Origin of the sequence: Azoarcus taiwanensis (assembly GCF_012910885.1) — a bacterium.
GTDB lineage: Bacteria > Pseudomonadota > Gammaproteobacteria > Burkholderiales > Rhodocyclaceae > Azoarcus_F > Azoarcus_F taiwanensis.
In genome coordinates, this window is the sequence record NZ_WTVM01000157.1 from 1 (window position 1) to 7718 (window position 7718).

At 62.8% G+C, this 7718-nt stretch carries 8 protein-coding genes and 1 pseudogene; 3 read left to right on the plus strand and 6 right to left on the minus strand.

All coding sequences use genetic code 11. The features are described from left to right. The coding region (locus GPA21_RS17720; protein ID WP_422614173.1) for a hypothetical protein at positions 1 to 358 on the plus strand (358 nt) is incomplete at its 5' end. Positions 359 to 381: 23 nt separating this feature from the next. Here GPA21_RS17720 and GPA21_RS17725 read toward each other — a convergent pair. From GPA21_RS17725 to rlmM, 3 genes are all read right to left on the minus strand, one after another. Then, a complete protein-coding gene (locus GPA21_RS17725; RefSeq protein WP_168989433.1) occupies positions 382 to 1485 on the minus strand; it encodes a PAS domain-containing protein in 1104 nt (367 codons plus the stop codon). A 91-nt stretch (positions 1486 to 1576) separates the two neighbouring features. Continuing rightward, the gene (locus tag GPA21_RS17730) at positions 1577 to 3028 is read right to left on the minus strand and encodes a DEAD/DEAH box helicase (RefSeq protein ID WP_168989434.1); all 1452 of its coding nucleotides are present in this window, start codon (positions 3026 to 3028) and stop codon (positions 1577 to 1579) included. A 268-nt stretch (positions 3029 to 3296) separates the two neighbouring features. After that, positions 3297 to 4391, minus strand: coding sequence for a 23S rRNA (cytidine(2498)-2'-O)-methyltransferase RlmM (gene rlmM / locus GPA21_RS17735; protein WP_168989435.1), 1095 nt, complete (start codon positions 4389 to 4391; stop codon positions 3297 to 3299). A gap of 62 nt (positions 4392 to 4453) precedes the next feature. Here rlmM and GPA21_RS17740 point away from each other — a divergent pair, with 62 nt between their 5' ends. Beyond that, positions 4454 to 5491, plus strand: a complete 1038-nt coding sequence (locus tag GPA21_RS17740; RefSeq protein WP_168989436.1) for an NADP(H)-dependent aldo-keto reductase — start codon at positions 4454 to 4456, stop codon at positions 5489 to 5491. 27 nt (positions 5492 to 5518) lie between these two features. Here the strand turns inward: GPA21_RS17740 and GPA21_RS17745 are convergent, their stop codons facing one another. Next, the gene (locus GPA21_RS17745; RefSeq protein WP_211163674.1) at positions 5519 to 5908 is read right to left on the minus strand and encodes a hypothetical protein; all 390 of its coding nucleotides are present in this window, start codon (positions 5906 to 5908) and stop codon (positions 5519 to 5521) included. Positions 5909 to 6007: 99 nt separating this feature from the next. Here GPA21_RS17745 and ugpQ point away from each other — a divergent pair, with 99 nt between their 5' ends. Continuing rightward, entirely contained in the window at positions 6008 to 6766 is a 759-nt protein-coding gene (ugpQ, locus tag GPA21_RS17750) for a glycerophosphodiester phosphodiesterase (RefSeq protein WP_168989437.1), read from the plus strand. Positions 6767 to 7098: 332 nt separating this feature from the next. Here ugpQ and GPA21_RS17755 read toward each other — a convergent pair. Beyond that, a pseudogene (locus GPA21_RS17755) lies at positions 7099 to 7425 on the minus strand (nucleotidyl transferase AbiEii/AbiGii toxin family protein); the annotation flags it as partial. 46 nt (positions 7426 to 7471) lie between these two features. After that, positions 7472 to 7718 (minus strand): type IV toxin-antitoxin system AbiEi family antitoxin domain-containing protein (locus GPA21_RS17760; RefSeq protein ID WP_211163675.1); only part of this gene is annotated, 247 nt, incomplete at its 5' end.

The following is a 7718-nucleotide window of genomic DNA, read 5'->3' on the forward strand; positions in this document are numbered from 1 at the left end:
GACTGACCCTGTCGAGGGCGGATCGTTGTTTGAAGTGAAATCTCGACTGACGCTCTTCGTGCTGGCGATTGGACTGATGTCCGGGCTGTCGGCTCAGGAGACGGATCCGGATGTGCCCGTAGGTGAGGCAGCCGCATTCGCCGAGCCTGAGGATCGGCGTTTTCGCGACATCAGCGGCTATCCGTTCCGTGCGCCTGCGGCCACGGTGAGGGCGATGCAGCATCTCGCGACTGCGATGCAGTTGCGGGCCTATTGTGCCGACCCCAACATACCGGATGCTTTTGTGCGACTCCAGCTCCAGCGCTTCAGTGAACTGACTGGCCGGGAGGAGAACTGCCGCTCGTTGCTCGATTACTGAGCGCTTGCAGAGGGGCAGTCTCACTACCCCCGCGGACGACGCGGCACGATCTTTACCGGAACGGCGGGCCAGGCCAGCGTGACGGCGATCGCTTCCGGATGTGCAGGATCTCCCACGGGCCACGTGATCACGTGGCATTCGAAGAGCTGCCCGTCTTGTTGTCGGAAGCGCCAGTTTCCGGAAGCGGATACACCCTGTTCACCATCGGCTCGCAGTGCCCCGATCGTCAGCCGTTTCAGGCCATCTCGATCGTGTCCGAAGATTCTGGTTGCGGCCGCATTTGCATCGACAATCCGGTGCTCGGCTCCGTCGCACAACAGCATCGGCAACGGGTTCGTCCTGAATGTCTTGTCGGACAGGTTTTCGATCGCGGGACGCACTGCGGTGATGGGGGGCGTTTCGGACGCTTCGGGTGAATCGAGCACCAGAAGCCGCCAGCCCGGTCGCGGTCCGTCCAGCATGCGGCCGTGCAGGCTCTCCTGGTTCGTGATATTCAGTAGTGAGACCCGCGGCGCACGTCCGCTGGATTCATATTCGATGCGAAAGAGGGTGTCGATCGCGCGCCCAACGAGTTTGTCGCTGGTCAGATCGAGGCGACGTTGCGCACTGCCGTTGGCGGCGGAGATGCGCCCTTCGGAGTCGATGACGAAGATCCCTTGCGCCATTGCAGCAGCCAATTGCGGCCACACGGTGTCGCCCGCAGGTTGCTCCGCATAGGCCTCGGCGATGATGTCCGGGCTCAGGATGAGTGCGTGGATGCCCGGCCGGATTCTCGCCGCGGCGATGAATCTGAGGTTGCGGCGACGCGCTCCGGGCAGGGAGACCTGAATGCTGCCTCGCATCTGGCCCTGTATGAATAGCTTCGCTCGGGCATCCAGGAAGGCTTTTTCCGACGGAAACACGGTGGCCAGCGGTTGGCCGGCGAGTGTGCGGTAGTCGCGCTCCAGCAGTCGGCACGCAGCGCTGTTGACCTCGATGATGGTCTCGTCGCCGGTGATGATGAGGCCCTCGTCTATGAGCTCGAGCAGAGCCAGGTAGAGCCCCGTCTCCAGGCCTTCGGAGAAGTCGGCTCGGAAAGGCTCTGGATGCTGGTGATCGCTATCCGGGTAGGGGTCGTGGTTTGTCACGTGTTTGGGCTTGACTGGCCAGCAGGATGAACGCTGCCAGCATAGCCCAAGCGGAACGGCTCACTCTCCGGAATAAAGGGGAAAGCGGGGGCTATTTCCGGCCAAGCCCGCCCAGGAGCACCGCGACCGGACGGGGGCGTGCGCGGGAAGGACGCGGTTCGGACGGAGCAATGACCGCGTTCTCGGGCGTTTCGCCGAGTGGCGTGCCTGCCACTGTGGACTCATAGGGCTTGCTGAAGTCGAATCCATCCGGTGCGATGCCAGGGTTTGATCTGCCGCGTGCGGGCTTGTCGCTGCGCTTTGGCCGCGTTGTGCTGTTGCGACTCGGCTCTTGATCGCTCTTGCCTGCGCCGGCGCGCTCGCGCTTGCTGCGGCTGCTGCCAGCGATGTCGTAATCGGGTTCGGCCGCGAAGCCCGGAACATCCTGTTGCGGTATCTGGAACTTGATGAGCTTTTCGATCTCGGCGAGGCGGGGCTTTTCCTCGGCACATACCAGCGAAACCGCATGTCCCTGACGACCGGCGCGTCCGGTGCGGCCAATTCGATGGACGTAGTCTTCGGCGGTGTGGGGGAGTTCGTAGTTGATGACCATTGGCAGGTCGTCGATATCGAGGCCGCGCGCCGCGACGTCGGTGGCGACCAGCACCCGGAGCTTGCCGGCCTTGAACGCCTCCAGCGTTTCCGAGCGCTGCACCTGGCTCTTGTCGCCGTGGATTGCATCAGCCGCAATGCCGTGGCGTGCCAGGAAGGAGGCCAGACGACCACACAGAACCTTGGTGGAGACGAAGATCAGCGACTGGGTATCCGGTGCATGACGAAGCAGATGCGCCAGCAGGTTGCGCTTGAGGCCGGCCGAGACCGGATGCACCGTGTGGGTGATGGTCTCCGATACCGTGTTGCGCCGCGCGACCTCGATCAGCTGAGGATTCTTGAGCATTCGGTCGGCGAGCTTCTTGATCTCGTCCGAGAACGTCGCCGAGAACAACAGGCTCTGACGTGCCTCGGGAAGCATGTCGAGTATGCGGCGAATGTCGGGAATGAAGCCCATATCCAGCATGCGGTCGGCTTCGTCCAGTACCAGCATTTCGACCTGGTTGAAGGCGATGGTTTTCTGCTGGACGTGGTCGAGGAGGCGCCCGGGGGTCGCGACGACGATCTCGACACCACGGCGCAGTTCGTCGACCTGCCCGCGCATGTCGACACCGCCGTAAACGCAGATCGAGCGCAGGGGCACGTATTTGCAGTAGGTTTGCACCGACTCGTGCACCTGCACTGCGAGTTCCCGAGTGGGGGCGAGGATCAGGGCGCGTACCGGATGCCGGGCCGGGCTCGTGGATGTGTTGGCATGCCGCGCCAGGCGCTGGATGAGAGGCAGGGTGAAGCCGGCGGTCTTGCCGGTACCGGTCTGGGCACCGCCCATGACATCCAGGCCCTGGAGCACCACGGGAATGGCCTGTTTCTGGATCGGGGTGGGTTCGGTGTATCCGGCCTCGGTAACGGCGCGTTGCAGCTCGGGAATCAGCCCGAGTTCGGCGAAACTCATAGATGTCTGTCGTGTAAGGCGCGCCCAGTGAGCCGGCGCGCGAACGACAGTGTCGGGGAAGGCGACAAGGTGCGGGCGGGAAGTACGGCTTTCAGTGGTAGCGCGGGTGTTTAAGTAAGCGGTATTCGGGTTGCAACCGACCGACATGGGCGCCGGCAGGGTGCTGCTTGTCGAAGTGTCGCCAGGCGACCCGCAAGCAGCTTTGCATTATACACGCTGAATGCTTGACAAGGCGTGTTCGATTGGCTCCCAAATGCGCGTGCTGTGGCTATCGTTTGAGCGTCAGATAGGCGGTGACTTCTTCGCGGTCGTGGTACAGGTGCTTGATGCGCAAATCGTAGGGGCCAGCCTGCACGACGCGTTTATGGATCAGACTGCGGCATTGTTCGAGCGCATCGAAGCGGCGCTTCATCGGCAGTTTGAGGTTGAAGATCGCCCGCCGGCATCTGCCGGTCGCGACCCATTCCGCCATCAGGGATGCGATACGCGAGGGCTGTTCGACCATGTCGCAGACAAGCCAGTCGACTGCACGCTGTGGTCTCCAGGTAAAGCCGTCTGCGCGCAGGTGTTCCACCATGCCTGTCGCCATCACCGGTTCGGCCATGGGTCCGTTGTCGATTGCGGTGACGTGCAAACCCCGGTGTGCGAGTTGCCAGGTCCAGCCACCGGGGGCGGCGCCGAGATCGACCGCGCGCAGGCCTGCCCGCATGTGCACGCTGCGCTCTTCTTCAGTCAGCATGCCGAAGATGGCCTCGGCGAGCTTCAGGGTCGAGCGGCTGGCGGCCTCCCGGGGCATGCGCAGGCGCGGAATGCCCATCGGCCACGGTGCGGCGTGACCTGGAATGGTCGCGCCGAGCCAGGCGGTTTTCGCATCCGGGAAAAGCACATGCAACTCGGGCAGCGTCTTGCTCTTCGGGCGAAACAGGCCGGCACGGGTCAGCGCTTCGCGCAGGTGAGGTGTGAATCGACGGCAGAAACCCGATTGCTGTTTGGCGTCGTCGGTGTCCGGGGTCTCGAGCAAGGCGTCCGAGAAACGGTGTCCGGCGGCGCGCGCGGCTTCGACCAGCGGCGTGGCACGGTCACGTTCGGGCAGGTCGTCAACCCGGGCGAACCACGGCACGAGTTGGCGGGCAAAGACCAGGCTGAACCAGTCGCAATGCGGCGCAAGGTCGCTCCAGAGCAAAGGTTCGACCGATTCGAACACCACGAAGGCCTGACCCTCCCGTGCGCGAACGAAACCGTTCATCCCCAGTCGACCGGCGAAGCGATCGAGTTCGCTTGCGACTTCCTTCTCGAAGCCTGCGCGGCACAGCGCGAGTAGCCCATAGCAGACGGCATCGGTGTCCGGAGGTGAGGTTTGCATTGTTTCGACCTGTTGATGGATGATCGCGGATGATACGGAAAACCGGACGAGGGGGTTGGAAAATGGAATATCGCAAGCTCGGTGGCAGTGAGCTGGAAGTGTCTTCGATCTGCCTGGGTACGATGACTTTTGGCGAGCAGAACGACGAAGCCTCGGCTCACTCGCAGCTCGATCGTGCGATCGAAGTCGGCATCAATTTCGTCGATACCGCGGAGATGTATGCAGTGCCGCCACGTCCCGAAACCTACGGTGCGACCGAGGTCATCGTTGGCAACTGGCTCGCACGCCAGCCGCGTGACAAGGTCATCCTGGCCACAAAGATCGCAGGCCCTGCACGCAGTCTGCAATGGATTCGAGGCGGGCCGCCGGCACTCGATGGCGCCAACATCCGCGAGGCGCTCGAGGGCAGTCTGCGCCGCCTGCGCACGGACTACGTCGATCTGTATCAGCTCCACTGGCCGGAGCGTAACCAGCCGATGTTCGGTCAATGGTGCTACGACCCCAGTAAGGAGCGCGATTGCACACCGGTTCGGGCACAGCTCGAGGTGCTGGCAGGCCTGGTGGAGCAGGGCAAGATCCGCTACGTCGGACTGTCAAACGAGCATCCGTGGGGTGTGATGGAGTTCGTCCGTCTGGCCGAGCAGTACGGCCTGCCGCGCGTGGTGTCGATCCAGAATGCCTACAACCTGCTCAACCGGGTCTACGAATACGGCCTCGCCGAGGTGTGTCATCGTGAGTCGGTCGGCCTGTTGGCCTATTCGCCGCTCGCTTTCGGCCATCTGAGCGGCAAGTATTTGCGAGACGCTTCGGCCTCGGGTCGCCTGACATTGTTCAAGAATTTCGGCCAGCGCTACACCAAAGAGAACGTCACGCCTGCGGCTCGGGCTTATGCCGGGATTGCCGAGCGGCAGGGCTTGAGTCCTGCCACCTTGGCCCTTGCTTGGGTGTATCGACGCTGGTGTGTTGCCAGCACCATCATCGGGGCGACCACGATGGATCAGCTCGAGGAGAACCTGGCTGCGTGGAACGTTGAGTTGTCACCCGAAACGATCGAGGAGATCGATGCGGTGCATCTGCGCTATACCAACCCAGCCCCCTGATCGCGCCACCGGTGGTGGCGGGTGAGCTCAGTCGGCGCTCTGCGGCAGCAGATCTGCCGGAATGACGACTTCGGGCGGATCGATGTAATCAAGCGATTGGGGCCCCATCGGGCCGCCAGTTCGCTCGAGGGGGTGCGGGAGGCGCGAAGGCACGACTTCCATCTCGTTCATCAGCATGTAATCGTTCATTTCCCGCCAGCCGAGAAAGATCGCCGCCTTGTCGGCCTCGGGGTTGAGAATGTAGCAATCCTCGAGCGAGCGTCCGGCGTGCCGACACGCGCTGCCTACGGCGCGTCCTTCGGCGTCGCGCGCAGCGGCTTCCTTCTGCGGGTCGGGGATCTCGAGTAGTTCATAGACCACGTCGCAGGCGGTCAGCAGCGGTAACATCAACACCAACAGGAGGCGTTTGAGGGTCATGGGCGGACTGTCGTCAATCAGATCTTGGCTTGTGCGTGTATATCTTAACGACAATCCCGAGCGAGTCTTGATCCCGATTTCGAACGAGTGAGAGATCTGATGATAACGAAACCTTCGCGATGGCCGTGGCCCAGAGTCCTCGCGCATCGCTGCGGCGGCGCGCTCGCGCCGGAGAATACGCTTGCCGGACTCGATGTAGCCCTGCACCACCGCTGCGGCGTCGAGTTCGACGTCATGCTGAGCGCGGACGGCACACTTTTCGTGATACATGACGAGACGCTCGAGCGAACGACCAACGGTCGGGGGCGTGTCGCCGATACGCCGGACGTCGTGCTCGCCGGTCTGGATGCCGGTGTCAGTCATCATCCGCAGTTCGTCGGTGAGCGGGTGCCGCGCTTTACCGAGATGCTGACCCGCTGTACCGCGCTGGGGCTCGCAATGAATATCGAAATCAAGCCGTCGGCCGGAATGGATCGGGAGACTGCGCAGGTGCTCGCAGCGACGCTCGCTCAAGCTGCGCTGAAGGAGCCGCCGATAGTATCGTCGTTCTCGGAGGAGGCGCTCGCGGTCTTCGCTGAGGCCTCACCTGCCACGCCCCTTGGTCTGTTGGTGGAAGCGGTTCCGCCCGACTGGGAGGCTCGCTGCCGCCGACTTGGCGCGGTCGCCCTGCACGTGGCTTGCTCGGCAGTCACCAAACCGCTCGCGATGGCGGTGAAACGTGCCGATCTGTGGCTGGCGACCTACACCGAGAATGACCCGCTGCGCGCCGTCGAGCAGCTCGGCTGGGGTGTGGATTGCGTGATCACAGATCGTCCAGACCTCATCAATCCGGAAAGCCTCGGATTGGGGGCTGCGTGACTCGAAGTTCGCCCATCAGAACTAACGAAGAAGCGAAGTCAGCCACGCTATCTGGAATGGATCGCCAGAGTAATGGGTGACCCATGATGCAGCGGTTCACATGGAGCGAAATCCATTTAAATACAAGCGCTGGAAGTTAATATGGACTTCAACTTACGCTGAAACATACCCTTCTTCGATCACTTGAATCTCGGCAGAGCAACTCGCGAATCCTCGCGTCGTCGCCGCCAAGCTGAACGGGCATCCTGATCGTTACAAAATAAAGCTTCGCGGATGCCGCGATGAATGCGACCTGGAGCAATCCCGGCAAGTGGGTCGCTGCAGGACGTTCGTCAGCTCTGGCCCAGGCCGGTGTCAAGGGCGGCAGCTTGTGCTGCGAAGTCGTCGGGACGGCGCTTTCGGAAGGTTTCGAGATTGGCGAGCTTCCAGCGCAGCGCCGGCAGTTGCGCGGCGTGCTGGCATGCTACCCGTGACCAATCCGGTTCTGCGCGCGCCAGCCCCCTCAGAAACTGCTTGTGCGCTGTGCTCAGTCTCTGTGGCAGTTCGCGCCGCAGCCTGGCGCGAGCATCGAGCAGTGTCTCCAGGGAGCAGTCCACTTCGGTCATGCCGACAAAGGCCCGCTCGTACTCGCCCGCGATGTCCTTGTCGTTGGCGAACACGTCGGGCGCGACGGCCAGCAGCAGGCGAACGGTGTCCGCGTAGGTCTTATCCATGAGGCTTCAGGCTTAGCAAGGTGCCGTCATCGAGCCGGCTCATCCAGCGCGTGTTGCTGCCGGTTCGAACCGGGTACTGCTCCAGCAGGGCATCGACATCCACGAGGCTGTTCTCGCGCGCCCAGGTCAGGAACAGGCGCACGGCCTTCACGCTGGCGCAGCAGGACAGCAGTTGCCCGAGCACGTCCTTGCGGGGGGAACGCAGTCCATCGAAGAGGTTGCGGGCCTCTTCGAGGCTC